Origin of the sequence: Streptomyces sp. NPDC051907 (genome assembly GCF_040681075.1) — a bacterium.
GTDB lineage: Bacteria > Actinomycetota > Actinomycetes > Streptomycetales > Streptomycetaceae > Streptomyces.
Map to the genome: position 1 here is coordinate 19,257 of NZ_JBFAYB010000048.1, position 16,014 is coordinate 35,270.

The 16,014-nt window shown below is 70.6% G+C and carries 15 protein-coding genes and 1 pseudogene; 6 read left to right on the forward strand and 10 right to left on the reverse strand.

What is annotated here, in order from left to right:
- Positions 1-35: 35 nt before the first annotated feature.
- From AB0M39_RS23700 to AB0M39_RS23710, 3 genes and pseudogenes are all read left to right on the forward strand, one after another.
- The gene (locus AB0M39_RS23700) at positions 36-413 is read left to right on the forward strand and encodes a hypothetical protein (RefSeq protein ID WP_365367499.1); all 378 of its coding nucleotides are present in this window, start codon (positions 36-38) and stop codon (positions 411-413) included.
- 280 nt (positions 414-693) lie between these two features.
- The gene (locus tag AB0M39_RS23705) at positions 694-1,959 is read left to right on the forward strand and encodes an Ig-like domain-containing protein (RefSeq protein WP_365367581.1); all 1,266 of its coding nucleotides are present in this window, start codon (positions 694-696) and stop codon (positions 1,957-1,959) included.
- A 228-nt stretch (positions 1,960-2,187) separates the two neighbouring features.
- Positions 2,188-2,463 (forward strand): annotated as a pseudogene (locus AB0M39_RS23710) (DUF1330 domain-containing protein); the annotation flags it as partial.
- 122 nt (positions 2,464-2,585) lie between these two features.
- Here the strand turns inward: AB0M39_RS23710 and AB0M39_RS23715 are convergent.
- The 4 genes from AB0M39_RS23715 to AB0M39_RS23730 all read right to left on the reverse strand — a co-directional run bounded on the left by AB0M39_RS23715 (position 2,586) and on the right by AB0M39_RS23730 (position 7,785).
- A complete protein-coding gene (locus AB0M39_RS23715) occupies positions 2,586-4,118 on the reverse strand; it encodes a hypothetical protein (RefSeq protein ID WP_365367583.1) in 1,533 nt (510 codons plus the stop codon).
- 90 nt (positions 4,119-4,208) lie between these two features.
- Entirely contained in the window at positions 4,209-5,864 is a 1,656-nt protein-coding gene (gene abc-f / locus AB0M39_RS23720; RefSeq protein ID WP_365367501.1) for a ribosomal protection-like ABC-F family protein, read from the reverse strand.
- A gap of 251 nt (positions 5,865-6,115) precedes the next feature.
- Complete coding sequence (locus AB0M39_RS23725) at positions 6,116-6,541, reverse strand: cytidine deaminase (RefSeq protein ID WP_365367503.1); 426 nt, start codon at positions 6,539-6,541, stop codon at positions 6,116-6,118.
- 11 nt (positions 6,542-6,552) lie between these two features.
- Positions 6,553-7,785 (reverse strand): epoxide hydrolase family protein, encoded by a 1,233-nt coding sequence (locus AB0M39_RS23730; RefSeq protein WP_365367505.1) that lies wholly within the window; start codon positions 7,783-7,785, stop codon positions 6,553-6,555.
- 185 nt (positions 7,786-7,970) lie between these two features.
- Between AB0M39_RS23730 and AB0M39_RS23735 the strand changes: the two genes are divergently transcribed.
- Together AB0M39_RS23735 and AB0M39_RS23740 are read left to right on the forward strand one after the other, a co-directional pair.
- On the forward strand, positions 7,971-8,408 hold the full coding sequence (locus AB0M39_RS23735; RefSeq protein WP_365367507.1) for a helix-turn-helix domain-containing protein: 438 nt from the start codon (positions 7,971-7,973) through the stop codon (positions 8,406-8,408).
- Positions 8,409-8,434: 26 nt separating this feature from the next.
- A complete protein-coding gene (locus AB0M39_RS23740; RefSeq protein WP_365367509.1) occupies positions 8,435-9,085 on the forward strand; it encodes an HAD family hydrolase in 651 nt (216 codons plus the stop codon).
- A gap of 51 nt (positions 9,086-9,136) precedes the next feature.
- Here AB0M39_RS23740 and AB0M39_RS23745 read toward each other — a convergent pair whose 3' ends face one another.
- The 3 genes from AB0M39_RS23745 to AB0M39_RS23755 are packed head-to-tail and all read right to left on the reverse strand — an operon-like array spanning position 9,137 to position 11,996.
- Positions 9,137-10,900, reverse strand: coding sequence for a caspase family protein (locus AB0M39_RS23745; protein WP_365367511.1), 1,764 nt, complete (start codon positions 10,898-10,900; stop codon positions 9,137-9,139).
- 10 nt (positions 10,901-10,910) lie between these two features.
- Complete coding sequence (locus AB0M39_RS23750; protein ID WP_365367513.1) at positions 10,911-11,261, reverse strand: hypothetical protein; 351 nt, start codon at positions 11,259-11,261, stop codon at positions 10,911-10,913.
- Between the two features lie 27 nt (positions 11,262-11,288).
- On the reverse strand, positions 11,289-11,996 hold the full coding sequence (locus AB0M39_RS23755; protein WP_365367515.1) for a hypothetical protein: 708 nt from the start codon (positions 11,994-11,996) through the stop codon (positions 11,289-11,291).
- A 24-nt stretch (positions 11,997-12,020) separates the two neighbouring features.
- Here AB0M39_RS23755 and AB0M39_RS23760 point away from each other — a divergent pair, with 24 nt between their 5' ends.
- The gene (locus AB0M39_RS23760) at positions 12,021-12,416 is read left to right on the forward strand and encodes a recombinase family protein (protein ID WP_365367517.1); all 396 of its coding nucleotides are present in this window, start codon (positions 12,021-12,023) and stop codon (positions 12,414-12,416) included.
- A 39-nt stretch (positions 12,417-12,455) separates the two neighbouring features.
- Here AB0M39_RS23760 and AB0M39_RS23765 read toward each other — a convergent pair whose 3' ends face one another.
- From AB0M39_RS23765 to AB0M39_RS23775, 3 genes are all read right to left on the reverse strand, one after another.
- A complete protein-coding gene (locus AB0M39_RS23765; RefSeq protein WP_365367519.1) occupies positions 12,456-13,775 on the reverse strand; it encodes a glycosyltransferase in 1,320 nt (439 codons plus the stop codon).
- Positions 13,772-13,945, reverse strand: coding sequence for a hypothetical protein (locus AB0M39_RS23770; protein ID WP_365367521.1), 174 nt, complete (start codon positions 13,943-13,945; stop codon positions 13,772-13,774). The genes AB0M39_RS23765 and AB0M39_RS23770 overlap by 4 nt, the downstream gene beginning before the upstream one ends.
- Positions 13,946-14,106: 161 nt before the next feature.
- A complete protein-coding gene (locus tag AB0M39_RS23775; RefSeq protein WP_365367523.1) occupies positions 14,107-15,366 on the reverse strand; it encodes a nucleotide sugar dehydrogenase in 1,260 nt (419 codons plus the stop codon).
- Positions 15,367-16,014 lie beyond the last annotated feature (648 nt).

The following is a 16,014-nucleotide window of genomic DNA, read 5'->3' on the forward strand; positions in this document are numbered from 1 at the left end:
AAAGCCGCGGGCGCGGGAGCCCTACGCTCCGTCGTATGACCACTTCTGAGACATCACGGTTTGTACGGCTACGGGTGGATCTGGTGCTCGAGATCGAGAGCCCCGGCGCGCTGACCGACGCGGCCCTCGACCGGATCGACGCGGACGAGTTCATGCCGGTCGAGGAGCGCGCCCACGCGCAGGCGGCCGTACGCGAGGACGACGCGGAGGCCATCGCCTATCTCGTGGACCCCTTCGACCTGGTCGGCGAGGTGCCGGGGGTGCAGCTGGCCCAGGCGTCCTGGAGCAGCGAGCAGATCGAGTACGACCCCGATGCGGATGAGTGGGACCTGGACGAGGAAGATGGGGAGGGAGCCGAGGATGCGGACGAGGCGGACGACGCAGCCGAAGCGGGCGGCGCGGAGCGCCGGTAGCGACCCCAGGTGACGGGCTTCGGGCCTCGGGTCGCCGGGTAGGCGAACCGGGGCCCGCCGGGATCCGTGGTGTGAGCGGAGCCCTGGCGGGCAAGGCGCAGAACGGAACGGATGCGCCTCACGCACGGACGCATCCGGTGCGCCCCGTGCAACCGCAGGGGCGTCTGACGCGTCGAGAGGTCATTGACGAGTGGTGTGGCCCACATCTTTCGGGGATGTGGAACCGGAACGCCCGGAATGGGTGTTCAAGAAGTAGTCGGGTCAGGGGTAATCGGTGACGATGGAGAAGCGTGTGATCACGGACAGCAAGCGGCGCAGGGTCCTCATGGCCGCGTCCGCGGTGCTCGGCAGCGTGCTCGTGCTGTCGGCCTGCAGCGGCGACGGGGACGGCGGCAGCGGCGCCGACGGCTCGAAGAAGTCACAGGCCCAGGTGGACGAGGCAGCGGCGAAGGACGCCTCCAAGGCCCGAATAGCGATTCTGCCGAAGAACGGCGCCGCCAACGCCTCCATCAACAACGCGGCCAAGGTCACCGTCAGCGACGGCACGCTGACGCAGGTCACCATGACCACCGCCGCCGGCGCGGCCGTCAAGGGCACCTTGGCCGCCGACGGCAAGAGCTGGAAGCCCGACGGACAGCTCGAGCGCTCCACCACGTACAAGATCGCCGCCACCGCGAAGGACTCCGCGGGCCAGGAGGCCCACGAGAACTCCTCCTTCACCACGGTCTCGCCCGCCAACAGCTTCATCGGCAACTTCACGCCCGAGGACGGCTCCACCGTCGGCGTCGGCATGCCCGTGTCGATCAACTTCAACAAGGCGATCACCGACAAGAAGGCCGTGCAGTCCGGGATCACCGTGACGTCCAGCACCGGCCAGGAGGTCGTCGGCCACTGGTTCAACGCCCAGCGGCTGGACTTCCGTCCCGACCAGTACTGGACGGAGAACTCGACCGTCACCCTGAAGCTGAACCTGGACGGGGTCCAGGGCGCGAACGGCGTCTTCGGCGTCCAGCAGAAGACGGTCACCTTCAAGATCGGCCGCAACCAGGTCTCCACCGTCGACGCCGCCTCCAAGACCATGACGGTCACCCAGGACGGCAAGACGATCAAGACCATCCCGATCTCCGCCGGCGCCCCGGACAACCCGACCTACAACGGCCGCATGGTGATCTCCGAGAAGTTCAAGGAGACCCGGATGAACGGCGCCACGGTCGGCTTCACGGACGACGACGGCAAGGGCGAGTACGACATCAAGGACGTCCCGCACGCCATGCGGCTGTCCACGTCGGGCACCTTCATCCACGGCAACTACTGGGGCTCCGACGGCATCTTCGGCAGCGTCAACACCAGCCACGGCTGCGTGGGCCTGAACGACGCCAAGGGCGCGGGCGACCCGAACCAGCCCGGCGCCTGGTTCTTCGACAACTCGATCGTCGGCGACGTCGTCGAGGTCAAGAACTCCAAGGACACCACCATCAAGCCGGACAACGGCCTGAACGGCTGGAACATGGACTGGGCGCAGTGGAAGGCCGGCTCCGCGGTCTGACCGTCGCTCCCGGCCCCGGCCAGGCACGAAGAACGACATGAAGGCGGCAGCCCCGACAGGGGCTGCCGCCTTCGTCGTGCCCCGGCGCGCTCACAGGCCGTCCGCGGTCTTCCGCGCACGGCCCGCCGACTCCCGGCCGGCGCATTACCCCGGCGGTAATCGACGCTCTCCCGGCGTTCCGGCACGATCGAAGACATCAGCCCAGCCGCCCCGCACGAGGAGGACGCCATGACCGCCTACGCCCTCGCCCGCCTGCAGCCCGCCGAGCACCTGGACGAGGAGGTCTTCGCGTACATGGAGCGGATCCAGGCCACCTTCGCCCCCTACGGCGGCCAGTTCCTCGTCCACGGCGCCACCGTCGACGTCCGCGAGGGACAGTGGCCCGGCGCGCTCGTCATCGTCGGCTTCCCCGGCATCGACGAGGCCCGTTCCTGGTACGACTCCGACGCCTATCAGGAGCTCATACCGCTGCGCGCCCGCCATCTGGACGGCGACATCGTCCTGGTCGACGGCGTGGCGCCCGGCTACGACGCGGCGATCACCGCGGACCGCCTCCGCAAGGCCCAGGCGCGCCGGCCGCGCAACCGGGTCACAGGCGCCGCCGCCGAGGCGCCGCGGAGATCAGCTCAGCACCCCGTCGAGCGCCGCAGCCGGTACGGCGAGTCCAGCCGGTACTCGCCCGCCCGCGGCACCGTCAGCCGCGTCCACTCGCCCTCCCGCTCCACGCACGCCCCCGACGCCCGCAGCCACGGCGAGTACGCCACGCGCACCGTCACCGACCCCGCCTGAGGCATCCGCACCACCAGCTCGGCGTCGTCGCCGCCCACCACCTGTGCGGGCGCGGAGACCAGCGGAACCGCGTCCCGCACCCGGTAGACCGTCCAGTCGTCGTCCCGCCACACCCGCTCCAGCCACTGAGGCTCGCTCCGCACGATCTCCGCCTCGCCCTCGGCGGGCCCGTCGGGACGGCCGTGGTGGAGCACCACCAGGCCCACCGCCCAGCGGTCCAGCCACTGCCGGTACGTCGCCGGCGAGAGCGAGCCGTCGTAGAAGAGCCGCCCGCGCTCCACGTCCAGCTGGCGGTTCCAGCCGCGGGCCATGTTCGCGTGCGGGGCGAGGACGGTCGCCTCGCGGTGGTTGCGGGCCGGGACTATCTCGACGCGCATACGGTCCGCGCCCAGCCGCTCCAGCTCGCGCACCACGCCGTCCGTGTGCGCCGCCCACGACGGCACGTCGTTGGAGACGACCAGATCGTCCTCGGTCTTGTCCACGAGCCAGTACGAGTTGAGCGCCACCGCCGCCGCCAGGGCCGCCCGCTGGAGCCGGGCGAGACCGCCGGCCAGCGCCGCCGCGAGCAGCACCGGCGGCCCGGCCAGACCCGCCAGCCGCTCCACGTTCGTGCCGATCGGCGAGGCGATCAGATACGTCAGCACGACGCCGAGGGCGTAGATCCCGGCGCCGTACCGCACGATCCGCCACCCGCGCCCGCTCGGCGCGGCGAGCGCGAGCACGGCGGAGACGGCCAGCGGCAGCCACAGCTTCCCCGTCGCCATGGGCTGCTCGCCCTTGAAGGGGAAGAGCAGCGTCACCACGCCCACGACCAGGAACGGCGGCAGCACCAGCACCGCGCCCTCGCGCCACCGCCGGTCCAGCAGGCACGCCGCCCCCGCCACCACCAGGAAGAGCCCGGCCACCGGAGAGGCCATCGCGGCGAGCGCCGCGCCCAGCGCCGCCGGCGCGGTCCTGCGCAGCCACAGCAGCGCGAACAGCCCGATCGCGACGCCCAGCGCGAACGTCGTACGGCCGGACGCCACGTTGCACCAGAGCGCCACCGCCCCCACGAGCGAGGGCCACACCGCGTGCCGGACCCCGCCGCGCACGAAGAGCAAGGACAGCGCCCACGTCCCGGCGAGCCCGGCGGCGACGGACACCGCGGGCGCGCCGAAGGCCGCCATCAGCGGGGGAGCGAGCAGGCTGTAGTTGGCGGTGTGCGTCCCGCCGTACCAGGAGAGGTTGTACGCCGAGAACGGGTGCCGCTCCATGAATCCGGCCCACGCCAGCTGCGCGGCGAGGTCGCCGCCGCCCGTCGCGAGCCAGCCCGCCCACAGGACGTACAGCGGCACGGCGACGGCGGTCGCGACCAGCGGCGCCCTCGGTATCCGTCGCCGCCAGGGCGGCGGCGCGTCCCCCCGCGCCGCCGCCGGTGCCTGCCGTTCCTCTGTTTGTTTGCTTGTCCCCACGCGCAAACCCTAGTGGGGTGTCATCTCGCCCCTGCCCGAGACCAGTTCCAGCCGGTCGCCCGAGAACCCGCGGCGGAACCGGCGGTCGTGCGACACGACCACGATCGCCCCCTCGTACGCGGCGAGGGCCTCCTCCAGCTCCTCCACCAGGCTGAGCGCCACATGGTTGGTCGGCTCGTCCAGCACGAGCAGGTCGGCGGGGCGCGTCAGCAGCCTCGCCAGCTCCAGCCGCCGCTGCTGCCCGACCGACAGGGCGGCGACCGGGACCGCCAGATCCTCCTCGCGGAACAGCCCGAGGCCGAGCAGCTCCTCGGCGTGCTCCTCCGGCAGCCCGCGCCGGCCCGCCGCGAAGGCGGCGAGCAGCGGCCGGCGGGTAGGGGAGGCGGGCAGTTCCTGCGGGAGATAGCCGATCCGTACGCGGTCCGCGCGCAGCACGGCGCCCTCGTCCGGCCGCAGGTCTCCGGCGAGGACGCGCAGCAGGGTGGTCTTGCCCGCGCCGTTGGGGCCGGTGACCAGGAGACGCCCGCCGGGCTCGATCCGCAGCGGACCGGCCAGCCGCAGGCGGTCGCCGACGGCGATGCCCGCGAGCTCGGCCAGCACCTCGGCCGGCGCCTCGCCGCCCGTGGTCGGCCGCGCCGAGAACCGCAGCGGCTCGGGCGGGGCCGGCACCGGCGCCTGCTGGAGCCGGTGCAGCCGCTGCCGGGCCGCCCTGACATGCCCCGACAGCTTGGCCTCGTGCGAACGGCGGTGCTTGCCGAAGCCCTGCCGCGGGTCCTTGCCGGTCGCCGCGAGCCGCTGCCCGGCCGCGGCGACCAGCTCCTGCGTGCGCGCCACCTCCTCCAGCCACTCCCGGCGGTCCTGCTCCCAGCGGCGGCGGGCGGCGGCCTTCGCGGTGCGGTAGCCGTCCCAGCCGTCGCCGTAGCGGGTCACGGCCCGGGTGTCGCGGTCGACCTCGAGGATCGCGGTCGCGACGCGTTCGAGGAAGGCGCGGTCGTGGGTGACGGCGACGACCGTGCCGCGGTGCGCCCGCAGCCGGTCCTCCAGCCATTCGACCGCCTGCCGGTCGAGATGGTTCGTCGGCTCGTCCAGCAGCAGCACCTCGGGCGCCGCGGCCAGCACACAGGCGAGCTGGAGCCGGGACTGCTCGCCTCCCGACAGGCTGCCGAGGACGCGTTCGCGGGCGATGTGGCCGAGGCCGAGGCCGTGGAGGGCGGCGTCGACGCGGGCGTCGGCCTCGTAGCCGCCGCGCTCCTCGTAGGCGGTGAGCAGCTCCCCGTACGCGGCGAGCTGCTCCTCACCCGAATCCTCGCCCGCGTCCTGGCCCGCCTCGGCCAGGGCCTCCTCGGCCTGCCGCAGCCGCCGTTCGATGTCGCGCAGCTCGGCGAGGGCGAGATCGACGGCGTCCTGGACGGCGAGGGCGGGGTCGAGGGCGAGGGTCTGCGGGAGATAACCGATCCCGCCGGGGGCGAGGACGCTCACCTCGCCGCTGTCGGGCTGCTCCGCACCGGCCAGCAGCCGGAGCAGCGTGGACTTCCCCGATCCGTTCTCGCCGATGACGCCGGCGCGCTCGCCGGGGCTGACGGTCAGCGACACCTGGTCGAGAACGGAGCGGTCCCCATAGGTCTTGGAGACGTCCTTGATGGTCATATGGGCGCGTGCGCGCATGGTCTTTCCCTGAGGATGACGAGCCCGCGGTGGGGCTGGGTTACGTCGGAACGAGCGCAGAAGGGGACGTCAGCGGAAGGTCACGCTGCGTCCGCGCTCGGAATCAGAGAAAGAAGTAGTGCTTGTGCGAACCCATGCCTCCAGTCTAGACGCGCGGCGCGAAAGGGGAATCTGAATTTCCGCGCGGCGGGGCGCAGGGGGCCGCCGGGTCACGGGTCGCAGGGCTACGGTCGCTTGGCTACGGTCGTTGGCTACGGGTTGTGGTCCGCGGATCGGTACGCGTACGGCAGCAACTCCCGTACCGGGACCGCCCGCAGGCCGTTCTCGGTCGCGACGACGACCTCGATCTCCGGGAAGTAGTCGGACAGCACCTGCCGGCACCGCCCGCAGGGCGGCATCACCCCTCGGCCGCCGTCGCCGACGGCCACGATCGCGGTCAGCTCGTACGCGCCCTGCCCGGCCGCCGCCCCGATCGCCACGAGCTCGGCGCACGGTCCGCCCGTGAAGTGGTACACGTTCATCCCGGTGACGATCCCCCCGGCCCGGCAGCGCGCCGCGGCGGCGACGGTGTGGTCGTCGCCTCGGGCGCGGGCGACGACCAGCCGGGTCGCGGCCTCCACCAACTCCTGGTCGACTCCCATGCCGGGACCCATGCCGTCGCTCGTGTCCGTGGTCATGCCGTGCGAGGCTACTGCGCTCCGCTCCCGTCCCGCGTCGGCCGCACCGTCCGCGAGGCCCGGAAGAGCCGGAAGAACTCCCGTACGTCGCCGGCCAGCAGCGCCGGCTGCTCCATCGCGGGGAAGTGCCCGCCGCGGTCGTACGAGGTCCACCGCACGATGTTGTTCGTCCGGTCCGCGATGTGCCGCAGCGGAACGAAGTTGTCGCGCGGGAAGTCGGCCAGCGCGGTCGGGGTGCTCGACGGGTCGGGCGGCGAGCCCCAGTAGTCGGCGTGCGCGCGCTCGTAGTAGATGCGCGCGGAGGAGCCCGCCGTACCGGTCAGCCAGTACAGCATCACGTTGGTGAGCAGCAGATCGCGGTCGACGGCGTCCTCGGGACGGTCCTTGGAGTCCGTCCACTCCTTGAACTTCTCGGCGATCCAGGCGAGTTGGCCGACCGGCGAGTCGGTGAGCCCGTAGGCGAGCGTCTGCGGCCGGGTCGCCTGGATGTCGGCGTACCCCTGCCGGTCGCGCGTCCAGGCCCGGTTGCGCTCCCAGGAGGCCAGCGCGCGCTCCCGCTCCTGTGGGCTGAGCGCGGCCAGCTCCTCGGGCCCCGGCTCCTCGGCCGCCGCGGCGCCGGGCAGCAGGTTGAGGTGCACGCCGACGACCTGGCCGGGCCGGATGCGGCCGAGCTCGCGGGAGATCGCCGCGCCCCAGTCGCCGCCCTGGACGCCGTACCGCTCGTACCCCAGCCGCTCCATCAGCACGCCGAACGCCCTGGCCGCCCGCTGGAACTCCCATCCCCTCTCCCGGGTCGGCCCGGACAGCCCGAACCCGGGGATGCTCGGCAGCACCACATGGAACGCGTCGGCCGGGTCGCCGCCGTGCGCACGCGGATCGGTGAGCGGACCGACCACCTCGGCGAACTCGACGAAGGAGCCGGGCCATCCGTGCGTCATGAGCAGCGGGAGCGCGTCCGGCTCGGGGGAGCGGATGTGGGCGAAGTGGACGTTCGCTCCGTCGATCGTGGTCGTGAACTGCGGCCACTGATTCAGCCGGGCCTCGGCGGCTCGCCAGTCGTACACATGGCGCCAGTAGTGGGCCAGCTCCTGGAGATAGCCGCGGGGGATTCCGTACGCCCAGCCCACACCGGGCAGTTCGTCGGGCCATCGCGTGCGGTCGAGGCGGTGGCGCAGGTCGTCGAGGGCGTCCTGGGGTATGTCGAGGCGGAAGGGCTGAACGCTCTCTGCGGCACTGGTGGTCATGGGCCGGATGCTAGGTCGGGCGGCGGGGGAGCGCGAACGAGATGACGTAAGGGGGCGAGTGGGGGCGGCGCGAACGGGGGTTGGCGCGAGTGGATCAGCGGCGGGCGATTTCGCTGGCCGCGAGATTTCGCCCGGAGCGCAGCGCGAGCGCTCCCCGGCGAGCGCGTCGCTCATACCCTGAGGAGGTGACCGACCAGATGCCGAACCAAGCCCGTGTCATCCCCCTGCGCCCGGCGGGAGCCTCCCCGGCTCGTCGGGACCGTCCGGTCCACCCGGTGCGACCGGTCAGTCCAGTGCGGCCGGTCAGTCCGGTCCGTCCGGTCCGTCCGGCGAAGGAGCCGCTGTGGCGGGACGTCGTCGGCGGTGTGCTGCGCCGGGAGCGGCTCGCCCAGAAGCGCACGCTCAAGGAGGTCGCCGAGACGGCCCGTATCTCGATCGCCTACCTCTCCGAGGTCGAGCGCGGCCACAAGGAAGCCTCCTCCGAAGTCCTCGGCGCGGCGGGCCGGGCGCTGGGCCTCGGACTGGCCGACGTCCTCTCCCTGGCCCAGACGGAGCTCGCCCGCACCAGGCCGACCCCGGCCCGCAGGAGCCCGCACCAGAACGGAGTGCGGCTGGCCGCCTGACGGCCGGGCTCTTCTATGCTGCGGGAATGATCAAGCCGATTGAACTCGTCATATTCGACTGCGACGGGGTTCTCGTCGACAGCGAGCGCATCGCCGCACGCGTCCAGGTCGCCCTGGGCGCCGAGCTCGGCTGGCCGCTGACCGAGGAGGAGGTCGTCGACCGGTTCATCGGCCGCTCCAGCGTCTCCATCCGCGAGCAGATCAGCGCGCGCCTCGGACTGGAGACGGCCGCGATCTGGTGGGAACGGTTCGAAGAGCTCCACCGGGTGGCCGTGGACACCGCGCTGTCCCCCGTCGAGGGGCTGCCCGAGGCGCTCGACGCGATCACCCTCCCCACCTGCGTGGCCTCCAGCGGCTCCCACGAGAAGATGCGCCACACCCTCGGCCGCACCGGCCTCTACGAGCGGTTCGCCGGCCGTGTCTACAGCGCCTCCGAGGTCTCCCGCGGCAAGCCGGCGCCGGACCTGTTCCTCTACGCCGCCCAGCGGATGGGCGTCGCCCCCGCGGCCTGCGTGGTCGTCGAGGACAGCCAGCCCGGCGTCCAGGCGGCGCGCGCCGCCGGAATGCGGGCCTTCGGCTACGCGGGCGGCCTGACCCGCGCCGAGCGCCTCGAAGGCCCGGACACCGTCGTCTTCGACGACATGCGCAAGCTGCCCGGTCTCATCGCCGAGCAGTGACCGACGCTCTGCGGCGTTACTCCTGGCTCGTGTTGCCTGCGGTGGACGGAGCTAGTCTGCGGCGACGATGAAACTGGTCTTCCCCTCGTACGCGAGATGGGCAGCGACGGAGCTGGCAGCGACGTAGGAGCCGGTGGGGAGCCTTCCCGTTTCAGTGGGCCGGCAAGAGGTGTGGCGGTCCCACCGGTAGACGACGGTGGCCGGGGTGCCGGGCGATACGGCGATCCATCGGTCCGGGGTCTTCGCGGTGCAGGACGTCGAGTTCCACAGAGGCTTCTCCTCGCTGGCGGTCATCAGCGTGAGAACAACCTGCTTGGGCACGGCGTTTATCCGGCACGCGGATATGCTTTCGATGGCGAGATCGAGGACCGGAGTGTCCTTTGGGCCGTAGGAATTCCGCTCCGACTTCAAACGCAGCGTCACGGGCGCCACGGACTCGGCTGCCGTGCAGAGGGGCAGACTCATGACGGCCTTCGTGTTCACCGCCTGCTTGCCCAGATCGGGAAATGGGTCCTGGGACTGAGGGGCGGCGGTATGCCGACTGCTCTTCTGCGCAGACGCGGAAGGGCCGGAAGGCTCGCCGGCTCGCTGGCTTCCGTCGGGCCAGGATGCCCAGATCGCGTAGCCGATCCCGGCGACGAAGGCCAGTCCCATGACGACCGCCAGGACGATCCCTGTCCAGTAGCCGGGATCGAACAGACGGCGCAGCTCCCGGTTATGCCTCCTCTTGCTCCGCTTGAGGTCTCGAAGGAGCTGATCGAGGGAGCGTGTGTCGTTGCTGCGCCCGACCGTCTTCTCTCCGCTCGGCGATGACGACGGCGATGACGACGGCGACGGAGACGACGGCTGGCTCGGCTGCCGGCTGGCCCGGCTGGACGCGGGCGGGCTGGTGAGGGGAGGGCTGCTGAGGGGAGGACGCGACGGCACGGGCGTCCCGATGCTCATCGTGCTCTCGTAGCTGGGCGTCCCGGCCCGCTCGGCCATGGAAGGGGGCGGAGGGGCCTGGACCGGTCGTCTGCGGGGCGGCGGCAGGAAGACGAAGTCGTCCAGCGCGATATCGGTGACGATCCGCAGAGTCTGGGGCTGCCCGCGCTTGCGGTACGCGCGATGCAACTCGGTCATCCGGTCCTGCACGGCCTCCTTGAACTCCGCCAAGGTGAGCCCCGCGGTGTGGGAGCGGGCTGTGACGACGTCCGACACCGACCGGGAGAAGAGACTGAACGACTCGCCGGGCCGGACGCCGGTCACGGGGTCGACGAGCGCGTCGTACGGGCGGACGAACAGGGCGAGCTGCGCTGGCGAGCAGGCATAGACGTACGCCACCTTGCGCCGCAGGGCCGCGCCGACCTTCTGCTGACTCCACTGCCGGACGCTCGCGACCCCCATCGACTCCTGCTCGATTCCCTCCCTGCACGCGTCGATCAAGAAGACGACGTGCCGGGCAGGGGTGTCGTCCAGATGCGCACGCCAGTCGATGGCCACGCACCCCGATTCGAAGGGGTGGGTGTCCTCGTCGATGTCCTCCGGCACGAGGTAGTCGCGGCCCTTGGCGTGCACACCGTGACCGCTGAGAAGGATGAACAGCGTGTCGTCGGCGCGCGCACGTCTGAGGAAGCCGGCCACACGGGCGTTCACATAGTTCGCCGAGACCTGCTTTCCGCCTTCCCGCCCGGCCAGGACCTGGACCTCGTCGAAGCCGCTGCCCTTGAGCGCCGAGCCGAGACGGGCGAGATCACCCGGGACGAACGGCAGCGCCGCCACGCCGCGCATCTCGTAGTCGCTGGCCCCGATGAGAAGTGCCCTGTGCCGTCCCATAGCGCACAGGTCACTGCTTGAAGATCAGCACGATGCCATGGCTGCGCTGAACCTGCGCGCTCCCGATGAACTGGACGCCGCCGCTCGCCGTCACCTGGAACGAGAGGTGCGCCTCCTTCAGCGGCAGCGGCCCTCCGCGCGCGGCGGCCTCGGCGAAGACCTGCTGCAACGCGTCCACGGCGTCCGCGAGGTTCTCGCGCAGGGGCCCGAGGGGCACGTTCCTCAATCGAACCTGCCCGTCCGCCGCGCCGAACAGGCCCATGGAGTCGTCCTCGCCCTCGCCCTCGTCGTCGAGTCGATCGTCGGACGACACCCAGAACGGCAGCGCCGGAACGCCGGACGTCTCGTCGGCTGAACTCACGGATCCCCTCTCGCCAGTGACTGCGCGTCAACTGTACGGAGACGGGGGGTGACGCGTGGCCGAGACGGCGAAAACCGCTGCGTCGCCCGATGCAGCAGCGCTCCCGTCGGGCTCTGGTCCACGTGAGGCCTCGGCGGCGTACGCGAGGAGGTCGCTGAAGGCGAGCCATGAGAGCAGGTACATGTTCAGGGGCGCGTAGCCCGGGCGAGTAAGGCTCAGGATGCCCTGGGCGGTGGCGGCCAGTTCCTCTGCCGCTGGGCCGTCGAGGCGGCCGAGGGCCTTGAGATACGAAGAGGCACAGGCGTCGAGCCGGGCGTGCAGGTCGGCGAGCTGTCGTACCTGGGCATCGTAGGAGAGCGACTCGTCGGGGTAGGGGGATCGCCGGAACGCCGCGTGGCGGTCGGCGACAGCAGCGATCAGCCCCAGCCGGGAAGGCGCCGTCTCACTCGGCCAGCGAGGTCCGCGCAGCCTGGCCGCGTCGGCGGCACACGGAGTCCGTCGACCGGCCGCCTTCTCCGTACGACGTCGAGCAGCGAATTCCTCTCTCTCGTAGAGCTGGACCGCTCGGCTCGCTTCCAACGTCTCCAGCGCGCGCAGCAGAGCCGCAGGATCCCTGCGCAGATCGGGAGCGGGACACGCCGTCGCGGCCAGATACGCCCAGGTCGCGTTGAACCCGAGGGGACGGTAGTGCCCGACGGCGCACCTCAGCGCTGTGTGCCGTCGGGCGACAGGCAATCGCTCGTCACGCACCTTGCGGACGTGGGCTCCGAAGCTCACTCGGCGTACTCAGCCTTCGGCCTTGGCGACGCAGGACTCGGGGTCCCGCGTCACGAAGAGGACTGTCGGACACTGTGCGCTCGCATGGGCTCGGATGCCGTCTCCGCTCATCCGGACAACGACGTGAGCGCCGACTCGGGAGCACCCCGCCCTGCGAGGCAGGAGCCGTGGGCGGCGGTGGGCCGAGGCGATGTCGACGCGGTCGCTGTGTGGCATGTGGACAGGCTGACATGTTCCCCGCGCGAGTTGAAAGAATTATCGATCTCGCGGACTGGCACGACCGGCAGCGCACCGGCGCCCGCTCGTCGGCATGGACGACGAGCGGGCGCGACCGTCGGCTCAGTCAGCTCCGGTCGGCCTCGTGATCGACGGCTGTGAGGTACCTCGGCGGCTTGCTCAGCATCGCCTCGTCGGCGCTCACGCGTTCATCAGGTCCTTCGGCTCGGCGCGGTGGCGGCCCTTCGGCAGAGCCGCCTTGGCCGTCAGTCCTCGGGACTGCCACGCGTTGTCCCGGAGCTTGAACAGAGCCCAGTAGCGGGTGGGGCACAGCAGCACGATGTTCATGAAGACGGACGTCGGAGTTCCGACAAGCCATGAGCGCCACCGCTGGCGCGTGGTCATGTCCGGCCGCATGAGCACGTACAGGCCCGACTGGCCGTACCGGACCACGAGGTAGACCCCGAGGTAGACCAGAGCGACGCTGGGGTTGTGATACCGGCCGCCCAGGGTCATCAGCGTCATCACCAGTGTCCAGGCCAGCATCACCGGGGTGACGACGAGCTGGAGCAGACCGAAGGTCGGCGAGATGAGCTGCTTCAGGGACAGCCGCGCGTAGACGAACGGCAGCATCCACCACCATGACCGGGCCCAGCGCAGGCGCTGACGGTAGGTCTTCTTCAGCGTGGTCGGCATGTCGGTGATCACGCCGGCCTCGTTGACGGCCACGACTTCACCGCGCATCAGCGCCCGTAGCGCGAGCCAACGGTCGTCTCCCGTTCCGCACTCCACCTCGTAGGCGTCCAGGTGGTCGTAGAGCAGCTCGGCCCGGTAGAGGGCGAGTGCGCCCGACGTGGTCTCCAGTGCCCCGAGCATGGAGCGCGAGGACCGCATCATCACGCACGACGTGCCGATGTCGATGTCCGCAGCCCTGGAGACCCAGGTCTCCTCGAAGTTGCGGATGTAGATCATCCCGGTGGTGGCCTGGATCTTCGGGTTGCTCATGGCCCGCAGCTGCTGTTCCAGCGCATCCGGGAAGGGCTCGCCGTCCGAGTCGATGGTGAGAACGAAGTCGAAGTGCTTGCTCTGCTCCTGAAGGTGGCGGAGCACCGTGACCTGGGCCCCGCGCTTGCCCTTGTTCTCCTGCCGGTGCCAGAAGACCCGGGGGTGTTCGAAGGGCTCGACGGGGTGTTGCTTCGAGCCGTCGTCGATCACGTGGATCTCGTCGACCGGATGCGTCTGGGCCAGCAGCGACCACACCGTCCGGTGCAGGTTCTCCGTTGGCTCTTCGAAGGCGGGGACGATGGCCACCGTCCGGCCGGGAGCCGTCGGCAGGTGCGTGAAGGACCGGCCCTTGAGGAACGAGACCAGGCAGAGCACGATCACTGTCATGCCCAGCCACCAGTAGAACGTCAGGATCGGGCTCTTCGACTGGAGGTGCACCACCACGGTGGCAGCGGCCAGAGCCGCCACCACCACAGCAGTCACCACGGTGAATCGGACCCGTGATGAAGTGCTCAAGCGGTCACCCGCTGACCGCGGGTCGCCAGGCGGAAGACCGCCACTCCGCTGATGACACAGAGCATGGCCCCGAGCACGATCCATCCCAGAGCCGTGCCGCCCGTGGCGGCCAACGCCGCGCCCCCGGTGGCCGTGCCGATCGCGGCGCCCACACCATTCTGTCCGTACATGCTTGCCTCTTTCTCGAGCGTCGAAGACGCCCGCTGTCGTCGCGGGTCGGCATGGCGCCGCGTATGTCCCGCACATGGGCCGCCTCGGCGGCGACCTCGTGACGTTGAATGCGTCGTGGGGCGTCGGCGGCCCCACGGGTTCTGGTGCTCGACTGGGCTGTCTAGAGCCGCTCGATGTGCGGGGCCGTCGCCATGACGCCACGGGTGTCGAGCACGTAGGCGGCCTCGGCTGCGAGCTGCGTGAGATCGAACTCGCCGTGTGGGGTGAGCAGGACGACCGCGTCGAAGTCGGCGACGCTCACGCTGTTCTCGGCGGCGGAGAAGGGAATCTCTCGGGAGCCGTCGTCCGACAGATAGGGGTCCACGACGGTGACGTCCGCGCCCATGGTGCGCAGCCGGTCGACGACCTGGACGGCCGGCGACTGGCGGGCGTCCGCCGTGCCCGGCTTGTAGGCGGCGCCCAGGGCGAGGATGCGGGCGCCGTGCACGCTGCGGCGGAAGCGGCGGCTGAGCGAGTCCTGCAGGCGGCGCACCACGTAGTCGGGCTGGCTCTCGTTGATGTCCTGAGCCAGCTCGATGAGGCGGAACGTCTGCCCGTGGCGTGCCTTGACGTGGTGGCTGAGGTAGACGGGATCGATGGGCAGGCAGTGTCCGCCGACGCCCGGTCCAGGCAGGAACTTGGTGAACCCGAACGGCTTCGTCGCGGCCAACTCCAGGGTGTGCCACACATCCACGCCCAGTGTGTGGGCCATCCGGGAGAGCTCGTTGACCAGCGCGATATTGACGTGCCGGTAGGTGTTCTCGAACACCTTGGCCAGCTCGGCCTCTTCCAGACCCGAGGCTGGGACGGTGACTTCGGTGACCGAGTCGTAGAAGGCCTTCACCTGGCGCAGGCAGGCATCCGTGAGACCGGCGACGATCTTGGGTGTGTTCTCCAGCCGCCAGCTCGCGTTGCCGGGATCGATGCGCTCGGGGCTGAAGCCCACATGGAAGTCCTGCCCGGCGACCAGGCCCGAGCCCTCCTCCAGCAGGGGGATGAGCACGTCGCGGGTAGTGCCCGGATGTGTAGTCGACTCGAGCACCACGGTGGCTCCCGGCTCCAGCCACGCGGCCAGCACGCCGCCGGCCTCTCGCACACAGCTGAGGTCCGGGGCACGGTCGGTCAGCGGAGTCGGCACGGTGATGACCGCGACGTCGAAGCCCTTGAGGTCCTTCTCGTCCGAGCTGGCGGTGTAGGCGCCCGAACGCAGCACCTGCTGCAGGCGGATGGAGTCGATGTCCTCGATATAGGACGATCCGGCGGTCAGCCTCTCGCAGCGCTTCCGGTCGGGTTCGTAGCCGGTCACCGTGTGTCCGGCCTCGGCGGCCCTCAAGGCCAGGGGCAGGCCGACATAGCCCTGCCCGAGCACGCAGATGTGCATGGTGGTTTCCTCCCCTTCAGCCAGTCCGCGGACATGCGCGAACTGGGAAACGGCGCCCCTGAAGTGCGAACTGCCTGTTCCTGAAGCAGGCAGTCCGCGGCGTCGGGTACTGCATCAAGCGGTGGGGGAGCGGCGAGCGAACCCCCGTTGGGCTGCTGAGAATGCCTCCGCCGGCCCATCACCGCGTCACCGACCTGTTTTCAGGCCCCCTGCCTGAACGTGCACGAAACCACAGTCGGCGATCTTCATGAATCCCCCTGTTTATGGACCTCGGTAAAATCAAGAGAGGTTCGCCCCCGGCCGGGCCGAGTTGCCTTTCCTCAAGGCGAATCGCGGCAGTCGCGAACCGATCGAGGCTGGGCGACCGAGGCGTCTTGACGGTGGTCAACCGCCTTCGATCCGCCAGTCGCCGGCACCCCGACGCATTCGAACGGATCTTCGCAACTCTCCCCGTTCTCTTGCTTGGTCAAGACTTCAATGATTTGCCGCCAAGCGGAAGCCCTGTTTCCAGATCGCGACATTGAGGCCGATGTGCGCTACGAACAGCGCGCGCCTCTGCGCGCGCTCCCCGTGCCACTGTTCAGGCCAATGCGCCGTCTGCCTGAGGTTTACTCAAGCTGCGAACGAAGGTGGATGGTTGGGGCGAGC